Annotated in this window: 16 protein-coding genes; 14 read left to right on the forward strand and 2 right to left on the reverse strand. The window is 35.8% G+C overall.

Annotated elements, in window-relative coordinates:
* Positions 1-25 precede the first annotated feature (25 nt).
* A complete protein-coding gene (locus MJG50_RS20215) occupies positions 26-694 on the reverse strand; it encodes an RsfA family transcriptional regulator (RefSeq protein WP_240257588.1) in 669 nt (222 codons plus the stop codon).
* A gap of 294 nt (positions 695-988) precedes the next feature.
* Here MJG50_RS20215 and MJG50_RS20220 point away from each other — a divergent pair, with 294 nt between their 5' ends.
* Genes MJG50_RS20220 through MJG50_RS20240 form a run of 5 tightly spaced genes read left to right on the forward strand, consistent with a single transcriptional unit; the run spans position 989 to position 4,710 of the window.
* Positions 989-1,753, forward strand: coding sequence for a hypothetical protein (locus tag MJG50_RS20220; protein ID WP_240257589.1), 765 nt, complete (start codon positions 989-991; stop codon positions 1,751-1,753).
* 3 nt (positions 1,754-1,756) lie between these two features.
* Positions 1,757-2,137: a GntR family transcriptional regulator gene (locus MJG50_RS20225; RefSeq protein WP_240257590.1), complete on the forward strand. Its 381-nt coding sequence runs from the start codon at positions 1,757-1,759 to the stop codon at positions 2,135-2,137.
* Positions 2,134-2,829, forward strand: coding sequence for an ABC transporter ATP-binding protein (locus tag MJG50_RS20230; RefSeq protein ID WP_240257591.1), 696 nt, complete (start codon positions 2,134-2,136; stop codon positions 2,827-2,829). The genes MJG50_RS20225 and MJG50_RS20230 overlap by 4 nt, the downstream gene beginning before the upstream one ends.
* 11 nt (positions 2,830-2,840) lie before the next feature.
* Positions 2,841-3,761, forward strand: coding sequence for an ABC transporter ATP-binding protein (locus MJG50_RS20235; protein ID WP_240257592.1), 921 nt, complete (start codon positions 2,841-2,843; stop codon positions 3,759-3,761).
* Positions 3,754-4,710, forward strand: a complete 957-nt coding sequence (locus MJG50_RS20240; protein WP_240257593.1) for an ABC transporter permease — start codon at positions 3,754-3,756, stop codon at positions 4,708-4,710. The genes MJG50_RS20235 and MJG50_RS20240 overlap by 8 nt, the downstream gene beginning before the upstream one ends.
* A gap of 39 nt (positions 4,711-4,749) precedes the next feature.
* On the opposite strand, the gene MJG50_RS20245 is transcribed toward MJG50_RS20240, so the two are convergent.
* The gene (locus MJG50_RS20245; RefSeq protein ID WP_431307308.1) at positions 4,750-6,051 is read right to left on the reverse strand and encodes a replication-associated recombination protein A; all 1,302 of its coding nucleotides are present in this window, start codon (positions 6,049-6,051) and stop codon (positions 4,750-4,752) included.
* Between the two features lie 165 nt (positions 6,052-6,216).
* Here MJG50_RS20245 and MJG50_RS20250 point away from each other — a divergent pair, with 165 nt between their 5' ends.
* The 9 genes from MJG50_RS20250 (at position 6,217) to MJG50_RS20290 (ending at position 13,752) form a co-directional block, all read left to right on the forward strand.
* Positions 6,217-6,888, forward strand: a complete 672-nt coding sequence (locus tag MJG50_RS20250) for a YczE/YyaS/YitT family protein (RefSeq protein ID WP_240257594.1) — start codon at positions 6,217-6,219, stop codon at positions 6,886-6,888.
* A gap of 21 nt (positions 6,889-6,909) precedes the next feature.
* Positions 6,910-7,326: a cysteine metabolism transcriptional regulator CymR gene (gene cymR / locus MJG50_RS20255; protein WP_240257595.1), complete on the forward strand. Its 417-nt coding sequence runs from the start codon at positions 6,910-6,912 to the stop codon at positions 7,324-7,326.
* A gap of 94 nt (positions 7,327-7,420) precedes the next feature.
* Positions 7,421-8,566 (forward strand): cysteine desulfurase family protein, encoded by a 1,146-nt coding sequence (locus MJG50_RS20260; RefSeq protein ID WP_240257596.1) that lies wholly within the window; start codon positions 7,421-7,423, stop codon positions 8,564-8,566.
* A gap of 19 nt (positions 8,567-8,585) precedes the next feature.
* Positions 8,586-9,701, forward strand: a complete 1,116-nt coding sequence (mnmA, locus tag MJG50_RS20265; protein WP_240257597.1) for a tRNA 2-thiouridine(34) synthase MnmA — start codon at positions 8,586-8,588, stop codon at positions 9,699-9,701.
* 72 nt (positions 9,702-9,773) lie between these two features.
* A complete protein-coding gene (locus MJG50_RS20270; protein WP_240257598.1) occupies positions 9,774-10,436 on the forward strand; it encodes a tetratricopeptide repeat protein in 663 nt (220 codons plus the stop codon).
* A gap of 80 nt (positions 10,437-10,516) precedes the next feature.
* The gene (gene recD2, locus MJG50_RS20275; protein ID WP_275695696.1) at positions 10,517-12,886 is read left to right on the forward strand and encodes an SF1B family DNA helicase RecD2; all 2,370 of its coding nucleotides are present in this window, start codon (positions 10,517-10,519) and stop codon (positions 12,884-12,886) included.
* A gap of 26 nt (positions 12,887-12,912) precedes the next feature.
* Entirely contained in the window at positions 12,913-13,389 is a 477-nt protein-coding gene (locus MJG50_RS20280) for a PRC-barrel domain-containing protein (protein ID WP_240257600.1), read from the forward strand.
* Between the two features lie 17 nt (positions 13,390-13,406).
* The gene (locus MJG50_RS20285) at positions 13,407-13,595 is read left to right on the forward strand and encodes a YrzR-like zinc ribbon domain (RefSeq protein WP_240257601.1); all 189 of its coding nucleotides are present in this window, start codon (positions 13,407-13,409) and stop codon (positions 13,593-13,595) included.
* Between the two features lie 22 nt (positions 13,596-13,617).
* Positions 13,618-13,752: a YrzQ family protein gene (locus tag MJG50_RS20290; protein WP_240257602.1), complete on the forward strand. Its 135-nt coding sequence runs from the start codon at positions 13,618-13,620 to the stop codon at positions 13,750-13,752.
* Positions 13,753-13,832: the final 80 nt, after the last annotated feature.

The raw sequence follows: 13,832 nt of genomic DNA on the forward strand, positions 1-13,832 counted from the left end.
ATCGTGGCATTCACGCCACGATTTTTTATTTTGCGACTTGTTCAAGGTTCCCATTCTTGTCCATCCGAAACGCTGGAGCACTTAATTCTTCGTTATCCTCAAACATAACCATACGTCGAGCTCGATCCATAATTTGAACAAGTGCTTGGTAGTCTTCTTGAATCATAGTCTGTTGATTCGCCAGTTTTTCTAATCTTTTTTCTAATTCTTTATTTTGTTGAAGCAATGCGTCATTCTCTCTGCGAAGACGATTGTTCTCATGCTCAATTTGATTAGAGAGCATATCTTCTTTTCGTAAATTTGTTAAAAAAGAAATACAATCTGTAAGCGTAATAGATTTTGTGGTTGGCAATAATTCAGTAGAGAATTCCTCTATAACTGTCGTAGTTGCTTCTGGTAATATAATACTTTTAGTTTCCTGGCTTGAATTAGTTATTACATCAACTTTATTTGAGCGTTCTAATGCCCGCTTTCTCTCTTTTCGCTGTTTTTTCGCTATGGCGATTGCTTGATCATAATTATTCCTAACTTCAGCATTCCATCTGAATCCACAAGCTGCAGATGTTCTATTTAACTTGTCGCCTACTTCCTCAAATGCGGCTAATTGTGTGCCTCCTTCACGAATATAACGCAAAACGGTTTCTGCTAATAATAAATCATCTTCATGTGACCATGCATCCTGCCTTACTTTCATAAAATCAACTCCTTAGATGTGGTTTAAAAGGATTTTTTCTCACTTTTGAACCTTTACTAGTATTGCTAGATTTCTCATATTTGTGCAGCATTTAGTAATGTAATTTACCGCAGTATCTTTATATCTAGCATGACCACGAATTTTTGGTTTTATACATTAATAGTTTTGTGTCTTAGATATTTTGTTAAATCCTTCAAATTTCTTATTGACGATTAATAATGTATTAGTGTACTATTTGGATAGTACACTAATACTCTGAAGTTGGAGGGATAAACAATAAGACAATTTAAGGGTTTGTTAATCAAGGAATTTTATTTGAATCGAAGTAAGTTAATAATTGATTTAGGAATTATCACAGTCCTGATAATGACTGTTTATTTAATTTCATTAAAAACTGATAGCACCATTGGAATGATTATATTTGTTATTTTTATGGTACCTATGCATGTCTTCTATATCCCGTTATTTCTTTTCTATAGTTTGCATGCTGAGACGAAGCAACATCAAATTTGGTTATATAACCCAAATTCACCTCTATTGTTATTTTTACCCAAATTCACTATTGCACTCCTTGGCATGTTAGAATCACTGTTGATTACAGGTGTTTTTAGCTTATATGTCATCCAAGTTGCAAAGAAAGAATTTGAATTGCCTAAGGAACTACTTGGTGATTTAATCGTCCCTACTAGTATGATTGTAGGAGGTTCATTAGTTTTTACATCTATTTATTTAGGTATAGTAGCAATGTTCTTCTGGTCACTTTTTCAAGTAATTAAGAAGTATTTTAAAAAACTAACTTGGGTAGCCATCATTGCTTGTTTTGGATTTGTTAGTTGGATTCTTTATGAATTTGAAAAAACTGGATTCTTTTCGAAGCTTACGAATTGGGGTAAAGTCAAATCACCTTTACTAGACAGTTATTCGGTCTCAGTGAGTAACAGTCAATTATTCATTGATTCAGGTCAATTAGTATTTGGATATATTCTTTATGAAATTATATTAGCAGTGATTATGATTTTTTTATCTAAGTGGATGATTGATAGGAAAGTTGAGGTGTAGCTGTTGGGTGAGGAATTTCAATCTTCTAGGCCAATTTATTTACAATTAGTTGATCGAATTTGTGGCCAAATCATCAGAAATGAGAGAAAACCCGGTGATAAACTCCCTTCAGTTCGAGAAATGGCTCTCAATTCTGGTGTTAATCCAAATACAGTTCAGAGAACATATAGTGAGCTAGAAAGGATGATGGTAGTGGAGACACGAAGAGGGCAAGGAACATTTGTAACGGAGAATATGGATGTTCTAAATAATCTACGTGAGGAACTTAGCGTTGATATCATTCAAACGTTTATTCATAATATGGCTGAAATGGGTTTCACACCACAAGAAATGATTGAAATCTTAATGAGGAGCATTGATTCGAATAATGGGGGAGTGGAATGATTACACTTAAAAATGTGACTAAAAAGTACCAAGGTCGCTTAGTTGTAAATAATTTTTCATTAACTTTAGAATCTGGAAGAATTATTGGTCTTCTTGGATCTAATGGTAGTGGTAAATCTACTACTTTGAAAATGATTGCAGGTCTTGTTCAACCGACGAGTGGCTCAATTCTGATTAATAACGAAAAATTATCAAGAAGAAGTTGCCGGGATATTGCCTATCTATCAGAGCATGATACACTGTATCCATTTTTCACAGTGATACAAATTGTTCAATTTTATGCTTCACAGTTTAAAGATTTTAGTATTGATAAAGCAATCGAGATTCTTCAATTTCTAAATGTTAATCCATCTGATAAGGTTAAGCACTTATCTAAAGGAAGTAAAGGTAGGGTGAAAATTGCACTCACTCTTGCGAGAAAGGCTCCATTTTTACTTATGGATGAACCGTTATCAGGGCTTGACCCAATGGTACGTGAATCTATTTTAAAAGGGCTGATCTCTTTTTTAGACATTGAAAATCAAACATTGATTATCTCAACTCATGAAGTGAATGAAGTAGAATTTATCCTAGATTCGGTTATTTTGATAAAAAATGGGAACCTTATTGACTTCATAGACGTAGATACTTTACGTGAGCGTGAAGGGAAAAGTGTACTTGAATGGATGAAGCAAAATTTCACAAATTGTTAGGAGGAAAAGAAGTGGAACCGGTTTTACAATTGAAAAATCTAAAAAAAACAATAGGTAGGAAAAATATAATTAAGGGGATATCCTTTGATGTATATCCAGGTGAAGTATTTGGATTTCTTGGTCCGAATGGGGCTGGGAAGACAACAACAATTCGAATGCTCGTTGGATTAATGTCAATTACCGATGGCGAGGTAATTGTTAAAGGTACGAGTATTGCTAAAAACTTTGAACAAGCCGTAAGACATATTGGTGGAATTGTTGAAAATCCGGAAATGTACAAATTTCTAACAGGTTATCAAAATCTTGTACATTATGGTCGAATGGTAAATGGTGTTACGAAAGAAAGAATTCAGGAAGTCGTCCAACTTGTAGGACTTGAAAATAGAATCAAAGATAAAGTAAAGACATATTCACTTGGGATGAGACAACGTCTTGGGATTGCACAAGCACTGCTTCATAAACCATCCATTTTAATATTGGATGAACCTACAAATGGACTTGACCCAGCTGGAATTCGGGAAATCCGTGATTATACTAGAAAGTTGGCGAGAGAAGAAGGCCTAGCTGTTATTGTTTCGAGTCATCTTCTTTCTGAAATGGAAATGATGTGTGATCGAATCGGAATCATTCAAAATGGTAGTCTTGTCGGTGTTCAAAAAGTGACTGATTTTATGAATGGTGACAATTTATTACGAGTGCTATTCAAAGTTGATAACCCTGGAAAGGCTTCATCTATCTTATCTAATGAGTATCCTGAAGTTGAAGTAACACAGACAGACTCTGGAATTGAGATATCACTTGATAATGAGATGATCCCAGAAGTGAATGCTAGTTTAGTAAAAAATGAGATAAAAGTATACAGTATTGGACAAATTTCAAAATCACTAGAAGACCGATTCTTAGAAGTAACAGGAGGTAATAAAATTGAGTAGTTTAGTGAAGTTAATCCAAAATGAAAATATGAAAAACTTCCGTCGTATCTCTACATGGATTATGATTGGAATTCTTATCGTTGCAACGATTGGATTAGGAATAATCATGAATATTACTGCTAATTTAAGTGATAGTGATAATCAATCATGGGAAAAAAATATCCAACAACAAAATGAAATGCATAAGGCAGACATCGCTAATGAAGATTTTCCAGAGATGACAAAGGATTATTCTAAAAGACAATTAGCAATTAACGAATATCGCTTGGAGCATAATATTGCTCCGATTGAATCTACTTCGATGTGGAGCTTTATGAGCAATGCAGCAGGAATTGTTTCATTAATCACATTGTTTACAATTATTGTTGGCGCAAGTAGTGTTGCTTCAGAATTTACATGGGGAACGATAAAATTACTACTCATTCGACCAGTATCGAGGTCAAAAATACTACTTTCAAAATATATCGGTACAATATTATTTGCATTAATTTCATTAGTAGTTCTGTTTATTATATCATTCCTAGTTGGTGGTTTATTCTTCGGCTTTGATGGGTCACAGCCACATCTTGTCTATCGGGGTGGGGCCGTACATGAGGTGAATATGATATGGCATATTCTTGGAGTATTTGGATTGAAGTCAGTTGACTTAATTATGATGTCAACCTTTGCGTTTATGATTTCAACTGTATTTAGAAATAGTGGTCTTGCGATAGGCTTGGCAATCTTCCTTATGTTTGCAGGTGTTAACGCAACCGTACTGTTAGCAATGAAATTTGATTGGGCAAAATATATTCTTTTTGCGAATACAGACTTGTCCCAATACTTAACAGGGGAAATATTAATTGAGGGCATGACAATGACGTTCTCTATCATCGTGTTAGTCATCTATTTTGTAGTATTTAATGCACTATCATGGTTAGTCTTTACAAAACGTGATGTAGCAGCATAGTAATATTGTGTGTTCAAAAAAGGGAGGAAATAGAGCTTACTATTTCTTCCCTTCTTCCTTTAACCCTTCTAGACGATCATAAACCTTTGAAAAATATTTCTCTTGACCATTTTGTTTCGGTTGAAAATATTTTGTATTCAAAAGTACATCAGGCAGATATTGCTGTGAGACCCACCCATTTGGATAGTCGTGTGGATATTTATAACCAATTCCATGTCCTAATTTACTTGCACCACTATAATGTGCATCCCTTAAATGTAGAGGAATCTCGCCAATATTACCATTTCTAACATCTTCTATTGCAAGATCTAACGCTTTATAAGCGCTGTTAGTTTTAGGTGACAAGCATTGTTCAATCACAACGTTTGCTAATGGAATTCTTGCTTCGGGAAGACCAAGCCTTTCAACAGCTTGACAGGCCATCACGGTGTGAACAGCTACTTCTGGAGCTGCTAATGATATGTCCTCATAAGCAATGACTGTAAGTCTCCTGCAAATTGAAATTAAGTCCCCGCCTTCAATTAATCGAGCCAAATAATGAAGAGCAGCATTAACATCACTGCCTCTTATGCTTTTTTGTAGACATGACATTAATGAATAATGGAGATCCCCATCTTTATCATGGGAAAAACCTTTGTTCTCAACACATTCTCGAACGAGCTCAATCTCGATGTTAATTGTTTCAGATCCTTTAGTTTTAGAAGACATTACAACATCTTCAAGTACATTCATAGCAGAGCGAGCATCACCCTTTGTGGAAGATGCAATGGTTTCAATCGCTTCCTCAGAAATTTCGATTGGAAGGGATCCTAATCCACGCTCCTTGTCTTCGAGTGCACGATGGATTAATTCATTTAGGTCTTCTTTTGTTAATGGTTTTAACTCTTTAATTTGACCACATCTACTCCTAATGGCTGGATTCACATCATGGAAGGGATTTTCAGTTGTCGCCCCAATTAATGAAATGAGTCCACGTTCAACATGTGGTAATAAATAATCTTGCTGTAATTTATTGAAGCGATGAACCTCATCGATGAATAGAATAAGTTTTCCTTCTGTTTTTGCTACTGTAACAGCCTGTTCGATATCTTTTTTTCCAGCTGTTGTCGCATTAATTGAGATAAATGGCATTTCGACTGTTCCTGCAATCGCCGTAGCGATTGAGGTTTTCCCGATTCCTGGCTCGCCATATAAAAGAATTGAAGGAATATGTCCATTTTTTATCATTTTATATAGAGCGGTATCTTTGCCGATAATATGTTTTTGTCCTACTACTTCGTCTATATTTCTCGGTCTCATCCGATAAGACAAAGGTGCCTCGATAAGTGATTCAAACAACAAAAGAGTTCTCCTCCTAGATTTTCACGATTTTATGTTAACTTTATCATATTGTGAAAGTCTCATAAAATACAAATGAAATGCAATTTGTGCTATAATTTTATATTGGTTTACTATATAGAGAAGAGCGAGTATTAACTGCATAGAGGAGAACGGAGTGAAGGATAAATGCGAGCTCAGTCAAGCCTTAGCCACCACATTTTGAAGTGGTCAATCTACATTGTTGGATTATTAGTAATGTCTTTAGGAATTGTCTTAATTATAAAAGCAAATTTGGGAGCATCTCCATGGGACGTCTTTCATATTGGACTTTATAAACAACTTGGATTAACAATAGGTTCATGGTCAATAATTGTTGGCTTTTTCATTTTGCTTATTTCCGCACTATTAACAAAACGCCTACCTCAAATTGGAGCTTTTCTGAATATGTTGCTTGTTGGTGTTTTCATCGACATGTATATGATGATTCCATTTTTTGTTACACCAACTACTTTAAGTGGAAAAATGATTATGCTTTTAGTTGGAATAATTGTGAATGGTTATGGAATGGGCTTGTATATATCATCGAGAGTTGGGGCCGGTCCAAGAGACAGTCTAATGATTGCCTTAACTGAGATCACAAGTTGGAAGATTCAGTACATCCGCTCAGGGATAGAAATTATTGTTTTAATTATTGGCTGGTTCTTAGGTGGACCTGTATTTTTTGGTACAATTATATATAGTTTAATCATTGGATATGTTGCAGGATATGCGCTGCCACAGTGTCAAGATTTTTCTGATAGATTACAGAAAAGAATTGCAAAGCATGAAACGATTAATGTTAATCATCTAAGTAATTAGGGATATAGGGGTGTATAACGAATGAAAATTTCAACTAAGGGAAGATATGGTCTTACAATTATGATTGAGCTTGCTAAAAATCATGGAAAGGGGCCATTATCACTAAAGGCTATTGCACAAACAAATGAACTGTCTGAACACTATTTAGAACAATTAATTTCACCATTGCGAAATGCTGGACTTGTGAAGAGTATCCGAGGTGCTTATGGTGGGTATGTATTGGGCGATGAGCCATCGAATATTACATCAGGAGATATCATCCGTGTTCTTGAGGGGCCAATTAGTCCAGTTGAAGTACTAGAGGATGAAGAGCCGGCAAAAAGGGAATTATGGATACGTATTCGTGATGCTGTAAAAGAAGTACTCGATAATACAACACTAGAGGACTTGGCAAACTACTCAGGTGGAGAACAAGAATCTTATATGTTTTATATTTAATCCAATTTTCCTCCCGCGGAAAGCGTCCGCCTGGAGCGGAAATCAATCAACAGCAAAGTTGAACAAAGACATATTTTAAAAGGGAGGGGCATTTATGGACAGTATATACCTAGACCACGCAGCGACATCACCAATGCGCCCTGAAATAGCAGAAAGAATGATTCTATTTATGATTGAATCTTTTGGGAACCCATCGAGTATTCATCATTATGGTAGAAAAAGCAGACATGCTCTTGATGATGCAAGACAACTAATTGCAGAAAGCATTCATGCCAAACCAAATGAGATTATTTTTACGAGTGGTGGTACTGAAGCTGATAATCTTGCTCTTATTGGTGCTGCATTTGCGAATCATTCTAAGGGAAATCATATTATAACAACTGCCATCGAACACCATGCAGTATTGCATACGTGCGAATATCTGGAGAAACAAGGTTTTAATGTTACTTACTTACCAGTTAACGAACACGGAATTATTTCAGTTCAAGATGTTGAAAAAGCATTAACGAACGAAACCATTCTTGTCTCAATTATGTACGGTAATAATGAGGTTGGTACAATCCAACCAATCCAGGAAATAGGCAAATTACTTGAAAACCATCAAGCAATCTTTCATACTGATGCGGTACAAGCTTTCGGGGTAGTCGAAATTGATGTAATTGAGCTAAAGCTTGACTTAATGTCTGTATCAGCTCATAAAATTAATGGTCCAAAAGGTACGGGTTTTTTATATATGAAGGATGGTCTGAAAATAACTCCACATTTTCACGGAGGGGAGCAGGAAAAGAATCGCCGTGCAGGAACTGAAAATGTTCCAGGAATTGTTGGGTTGCAAGCTGCTGTAGAGTATAGTCAACAAACGATTGCCAATCGCACAAAATTATATGGAGATATGAAACAACGATTCATCCAAATATTATCTGACTATCAAATTGAATATGATGTTAATGGAGATCAAGACAATTCAATGCCACATATACTTAATCTTTATTTCCCGGGTACAAATGTTGAATCAATGCTCGTTAATCTTGATTTAGCAGGAATTGCAGTTTCGAGCGGTTCTGCCTGTACAGCGGGTTCGATTGATCCATCACATGTACTAGTTGCCATGTTCGGGAAGAATTCAGAGCGGATTTCTTCTTCCATTCGTTTCAGCTTTGGAATAGGAAATACAATCGCGCAAATTGAAAAGGTTGCAGTTGAAACAGCAAAAATTGTCAACCGACTTACAGCAAGATGAAGGATAGGAGGTGTCCGAAATGGTGAAACCACCAAGTGAGACACGAGTAGTTGTCGGCATGTCCGGAGGAGTGGATTCTTCGGTTGCAGCACTACTTTTAAAGGAACAAGGCTATGATGTCATTGGAATTTTCATGAAAAATTGGGATGACACAGATGAATTTGGAGTATGTACAGCTACAGAGGATTATGAGGATGTCATTAGAGTTTGTAATCAAATTGGTATTCCATACTACGCGGTTAATTTTGAAAAGCAATACTGGGATAAAGTATTTACTTATTTTTTAGAGGAATATAAGGCCGGTAGGACACCAAATCCAGATGTCATGTGTAATAAAGAAATCAAATTTAAAGCATTTTTAGAGCATGCAATGACACTTGGTGCGGATTATTTAGCAACAGGACATTACGCACGTATTGAGTATAGAGATGGTGAATACAAGATGCTGCGTGGCATCGATGATAATAAAGACCAAACTTATTTCTTAAATCAGTTAACTCAGGACCAACTTTCAAAGGTCATGTTTCCTATAGGAAATATCGAAAAACCAAAGGTAAGAGAGCTAGCTAAGCAAGCAAATCTTGCTACAGCTACAAAAAAAGACAGTACAGGAATTTGTTTTATTGGTGAGCGAAACTTTAAAGAATTTTTAAGTAATTATTTGCCTGCTCAACCAGGGAATATGGAAACTTTTTCTGGTGAGGTAAAGGGTAGGCATGATGGGTTAATGTATTATACAATTGGACAAAGACATGGGCTTGGTATAGGCGGTAGTGGTGAACCATGGTTTGTCATTGGCAAAGATTTAGAAAAAAATGTTTTATACGTTGATCAAGGCTTTCATAATGAACGTTTATATTCGGATTGGATTACCGCAACAAATGTAAGTTGGGTTTCTGATAAAAAGCCTCAACAGGATTTTACATGCACAGCTAAATTTAGATACCGTCAACAAGATTCGAAAGTGGAAGTTCAAATGATTGATGACAATACAGTGAAGGTTATTTTTGAAGAACCAAGCCGTGCAATTACACCAGGACAATCAGTAGTTTTCTATAATGGGGATGAATGTCTAGGTGGTGCAACAATTGATCATGTCTTTAAAGATGATAAAAGACTCATGTATGTTGGATAAAAAAAGCCTCAACTCTCTACACAGAGTTGAGGTTTTACTATGGTATAATACGAAATATTGGAGTTGATAAATATGGACTTAAATAAACAAGGAATTCAATATATGCAAGAAGGAAAGTATGAAGAAGCGGCTAAATGCTTCTCAGAAGCAATTGAAGAGAATCCGAATGAAGCGATCTATTATACGAATTTCGGAAACCTATTATCCGCAGTAGGAGACAATGAGAGAGCGATTGCGTTTTATCAAAAAGCAATTGAACTTGATGATAAAATGGGGACAGCCTATTATGGGATTGGGAATGCATTCTTTAATAAAGAGGATTTTGTAAAGGCGAAGGATTTCTTTGAAAAAGCATTGAAAAAAGGGCTAGATAATAGTGATACATATTTTATGCTTGGTATGACGTTGATCCAGTTAGGACAATCAAGATTGGCTCTTCCCTATATGCAACGTGCAACAGAGCTGAATGATACAGATGTTGATGCTAATTTTCAATATGGACTATGCTTAGCAGGTGAATCGATGATTGATGAAGCAATCGAAGTATTCTTAAAAGTTACAACTCTTGATGCTAATCATTCAGACGCCTTTTATAATCTAGGTGTGGCCTATGCAGGCTATAAAGATGATAATCATAAAGCATTAGAAATGTTTAATAAGGCACTTGACATACAACCTGACCATATACTTGCGGGAAATGGGAAGAAAATTGTAGAAGACGCACTTAAAAATTAATTTAATAAGTTGATTGGAATGGGGGGATAAACGTGAAACAACAAGAGACGCTTGATTTATTCAAAGAACAACAGAAATTTATGAAGGGAACTCATTTAGTTACGATTTTTCATAATGAACAAAATTTATATTCTGTTGTACGAATTCGTTTGGAGGAAACGAATGAAGAATATTCAGAGAAGGAAGCAGTTGTTACAGGTTATTTTCCCCGGATTCATGAAAATGAAACATATATTTTTTTCGGAAGCTTAAAGGATCATCCGAAATTTGGACTACAATTTCATGTTGAACACTTTCGTAAGGAAATCCCACATTCAAAACAGGGGATTATTCAGTATTTATCAGGGGATTTATTTAAAGGAATTGGAAAAAAGACTGCAGAGAAAATTGTTGATACACTTGGTGAAGGTGCAATATCAAAAATAATCGCAAACCCAGATATTTTAAAAGAAATTCCTAAACTTCCTGAGGATAAGGCGAAGGAAATATATGAAACCTTACGTGAGCATCAGGGTCTCGAACAGATTATGATTTCACTATCTCAATTAGGCTTTGGTCCACAAATTTCGATGAAGATCTATCAAGCATACAAAGAAGAAACACTTTCAATCATTCAAAAGAGTCCATATAAATTAGTTGAGGATATTGAAGGAATCGGATTTCGTAGAGCTGATGAATTAGGCGGACAACTAGGTATTTCTGACAATCATCCTGATCGGATAAAGGCTGGTTGCTTGTATTTATTAGAACAAGATTCGCTTCAAGATGGCCATGTTTATTTACATACCACCGATCTAATTGAAAGGGTAAAGCATTTATTAGAGGAAAATAGTAATGAACGAATAATCGAAACAAATATTTCTCAAGAAATCATTTGTTTAACAGAAGAGGGCAAGCTAGTTCTTGAAGATGACCGGGTATATGTACCATCCCTTTATTACTCGGAAAAGGGACTTGTAACAAATATTAAACGAATTATGGATCAAATGGAATATGAAGATATTTTTCCGGAATCAGAATTTTTATTAGCACTTGGTTCACTTGAAGAGAGACTTAATGTTCAATATGCATCATCCCAAAAGGATGCGATTCAAAAGGCACTCATGACCCCAATGCTCCTTCTAACAGGTGGTCCAGGAACTGGTAAAACAACAGTTATTAAAGGGATTGTTGAATTATATGGGGAACTGCATGGATGTTCATTGGATCCTAAGGATTATAATCCTGAAAACCCCTTCCCGATTCTATTAGTTGCACCAACAGGTCGTGCTGCTAAAAGAATGGCAGAATCGACTGGATTACCAGCGGTGACAATCCACCGTTTATTAGGCTGGAATGGGGTTGAAGGATTTAGTCATGGTGAAGATAATCCAATTAATGGAAAGTTATTAATTGTTGATGAGGTTTCAATGGTTGATATTTGGCTTGCTAACCAATTATTTAAATCATTACCTGATTCAATTCAAGTGATTCTTGTTGGTGATGAGGATCAGCTTCCATCTGTTGGTCCTGGCCAGGTATTAAAGGATCTATTAGCGTCAGAGGTTTTACCAACAGTAAGGCTAACAGATATTTATCGTCAATCAGAAGGTTCATCAATCATTGAATTAGCTCATGATATTAAAAAAGGTAATTTGCCGTTAGATATAAGTAAGCCGATGGCAGATCGTTCTTTTATTAAATGTAACCAATCACAAATTCTCGATGTTGTAAAACAAGTTTCTGCAAATGCAAAAAGCAAAGGGTTCAGTGTGAAGGATATTCAAGTTTTAGCTCCCATGTATCGTGGTGCTGCGGGTATTGATAATCTGAATGTCATGCTTCAGGAATTATTTAATCCACCTGTCAATGGTAAAAGAGAGTTGAAATATGGGGACATTATTTACAGACGTGGAGATAAAGTATTACAGCTTGTAAACCAACCAGAGAATAATGTATTTAATGGAGATATGGGTGAAATTGTTTCAATTTTTTATGCAAAAGAGAATACTGAAAAACAAGATATGGTCGTTGTATCATTTGATGGTAATGAAGCCACATATACGAAACAAGATTTGAACCAGATTACTCATGCATATTGTTGTTCAATACATAAGTCGCAAGGTAGTGAATTTCCAATTGTCATACTTCCTATCGTAAAAAGCTACTATCGGATGTTACGAAAAAATCTCATCTATACTGCGATTACTAGAAGTAAGGATTTTTTAATTCTATGTGGTGAGGAAGAAGCATTAAAACAAGGTGTGCAAAGAGGTCAGGATTCGCTTCGTCAAACAACCTTATGTGAAAAGCTACATGAGCATTTTGGTCAGACAGGAGTTGAAGTGAATTTACCAGTAACTGAAATCGGCGAACCAATTAACTATTATGATATGTTACTCCGAACAGATCCAAACATCGGAATGGAAAACCTTTCACCGTATGACTTTATGGATGAAAGTGAAAGATAAGTAATGTTCGAAAGGTGGCGATATCTTTGCGGACATTTACGCTACTCAAGGATTTACCTGTTTATGATGAACAAGCTGGTAAATTACTTGGTCGAGTATCAGATATTTGCATCACCAATGAAGGAAAGGTTAGTGGGCTATTGGTAAAAGGAAAAGGCTTTTTTGAAAAAAATCGCCTTGCACCAATAGAATGTATTTCCTCATTCGGTAATGATGGTGTTATGGTTTCTGATAAGGGGATGCTAGAACAGCTTGATGATGAATCCGAAAAAACAACCTACTTTTTACACTCTCATCATGGTTTATTTCAAAAACCGATATTAACATCTGAAGGTGAGAAATTGGGATTGCTGGAAGATGTATATTTTACAGAGGAAATGGGCACGATTATAGGGTATGAAATAACGGATGGCTTCTTTGCAGATATTACAGAGGGGAAAAAGGTTGTCAAAGCAAAACAACCTTTCACTGTTGGTGAAGACGTCATCGTCATTGATCTTTAGATGAGAGGTGTACACCTATGAAGTGCCCAAACTGTAAAAGTAAAGATATCGGAAAAATTGGTGTAAATCAATATTATTGCTGGAGTTGTTTTATCGAGTTGTCTATATTGCAAGGGCAAATATACACTCATCAGGTTGAAGAAGATGGAACATTGAGTTCCTTAGATGATCTTTTTGAAGATGATGATAGAACCATAAGTATGTAAACTTAACTAAGGGGGAAGAAGAATGAATCGAGCAATGACTTCTCTTGTGACTCTAGGACTAGGTGCAGCAGCATATGGTATGATGCGGAAAAACAATGTAATGTCTGGACGGAATGTGAAAAGAATGAGAAAAAAACTTTCAAAAGCGATTTATTAAAGAGTAACCCCACATTATGTGGGGTTTCAGATTGTCGACAAAAGGCACCGAGAGGAATCCCTCTCGGTGCCTTTTGTCAT

This window comes from Fredinandcohnia quinoae, assembly GCF_022427965.1.
Classification (GTDB): Bacteria; Bacillota; Bacilli; order Bacillales; family Bacillaceae_L; genus Ferdinandcohnia; species Ferdinandcohnia quinoae.

Bases quoted from the DNA above. Each gene is read 5' to 3' on its own strand.
- MJG50_RS20215 (WP_240257588.1), bottom strand. From the start codon at position 694: ATGAAAGTAAGGCAGGATGCATGGTCACATGAAGATGATTTATTATTA.
- MJG50_RS20260 (WP_240257596.1), top strand. From the start codon at position 7,421: ATGGACAGTATATACCTAGACCACGCAGCGACATCACCAATGCGCCCT.
- MJG50_RS20270 (WP_240257598.1), top strand. From the start codon at position 9,774: ATGGACTTAAATAAACAAGGAATTCAATATATGCAAGAAGGAAAGTAT.
- MJG50_RS20230 (WP_240257591.1), top strand. From the start codon at position 2,134: ATGATTACACTTAAAAATGTGACTAAAAAGTACCAAGGTCGCTTAGTT.
- MJG50_RS20250 (WP_240257594.1), top strand. From the start codon at position 6,217: ATGCGAGCTCAGTCAAGCCTTAGCCACCACATTTTGAAGTGGTCAATC.
- mnmA (WP_240257597.1), top strand. From the start codon at position 8,586: ATGGTGAAACCACCAAGTGAGACACGAGTAGTTGTCGGCATGTCCGGA.
- cymR (WP_240257595.1), top strand. From the start codon at position 6,910: ATGAAAATTTCAACTAAGGGAAGATATGGTCTTACAATTATGATTGAG.
- recD2 (WP_275695696.1), top strand. From the start codon at position 10,517: ATGAAGGGAACTCATTTAGTTACGATTTTTCATAATGAACAAAATTTA.
- MJG50_RS20290 (WP_240257602.1), top strand. From the start codon at position 13,618: ATGAATCGAGCAATGACTTCTCTTGTGACTCTAGGACTAGGTGCAGCA.
- MJG50_RS20285 (WP_240257601.1), top strand. From the start codon at position 13,407: ATGAAGTGCCCAAACTGTAAAAGTAAAGATATCGGAAAAATTGGTGTA.